Genomic DNA, 1,181 nt, shown 5'->3' on the forward strand with positions numbered 1-1,181 from the left:
GGTCTTTACAAACAAAGACGGTAGTACTGGCATCCTGTATTTGGTCTGTAGCCAGCTTGACGCATCGTGGGACACGATCACGACGGTCTATCAAAAACGGTGGAATGTCGAGGTGTTTCATAAATCGCTGAAGTCTAATGCCGCGTTTGCCAAATCGCCTGCCCGGGCACCCAAAACTCAATCAAATCACTTGTTTGCTTCGATTGTTGCCGTGTTCAAGATGGAGAAACTAAAAATGAGCACGAAGCTTAATCATTTTGCCCTGAAGTCAAAACTGTACGTCAAGGCGATCAGAACCGCGTTTGATGAATTGCAGATCCTGCGGGCTGCGTAACATCAGTTACAAATAAGAAAACGGCACATTCAAAAGCTTATCGTCAACCAGTCCAAGCCTTTCATTATTACTAATCACAATTCCATAGGGGCAACTGTACTGCTCAACAAAGTCACGAATACCTTTCAGCTCTCGAAGTGTGACCTTTTGCTTATACTTTACCTCAATCGGTAACAAACCAAACTCACCTTCCAATACCAGATCGACCTCAGCGCCAGCGCTAGTTCGGTAATGGAAATAATCGAAAATAACTCCTTTGGCATTTAACTCGCGAATAATATTTTCAATCACCATAGACTCCCAGGAGTGCCCCATCTGAGGGTGAGCGAGCAAGTCATCAAGATTATGTAAATGCAAGAAATGATGCAGTAAGCCAGAATCACGTAAATAGCCTTTGGGATGCTTTACGATGCGCTTAGTTGCATTTTTTTCGTAGGGAGGGAGGTGTCGCCAGATAAATGTGCCATCTGCAATTTTGAAATACTCACGAGCAGTGGGCGCAGAAACTCCAAGCGTTCTGGCAACATCAGAATAGTTGATAATAGTGCCGGAAAGTTGTGCCAACATTTGAAGAAACAGCTGATATTTCTCACGCTGTAAATTTGGAAACAGCCTCAGAATATCGCGTTCAAGATAGGTTTTAATATAGCCTTGTGTCCATAATTTTTGGAAACGAGGACTATTTTTGATCCATGGTTCCGGGTAGCCACCTCTTAACCAATAATCGTGTTGCTCCTGAAGATCTGAACCACTGGGGCTAATTTCTGCAAAGTCTGTCAGTAATCGTCTTTCCTGAAGCAGCGTATAAAACAAAGACAACGGCTTTTGATACGCTTCCCGAACAGTA

The 1,181-nt window shown here is 43.5% G+C and carries 1 protein-coding gene and 1 pseudogene; one reads left to right on the forward strand and one right to left on the reverse strand.

Features of this window, described 5'->3' with window-relative positions; genetic code table 11:
• Positions 1 to 334, forward strand: a pseudogene (locus tag DKW60_RS22905) (IS701 family transposase); the annotation flags it as partial.
• A gap of 6 nt (positions 335 to 340) precedes the next feature.
• On the opposite strand, the gene DKW60_RS22910 reads toward DKW60_RS22905, so the two are convergent.
• On the reverse strand, positions 341 to 1,181 hold an 841-nt coding region (locus DKW60_RS22910), incomplete at its 5' end, for an ATP-binding protein (protein WP_146203562.1).

Source organism: Leucothrix pacifica (assembly GCF_003172875.1).
Taxonomy (GTDB): Bacteria; Pseudomonadota; Gammaproteobacteria; order Thiotrichales; family Thiotrichaceae; genus Leucothrix; species Leucothrix pacifica.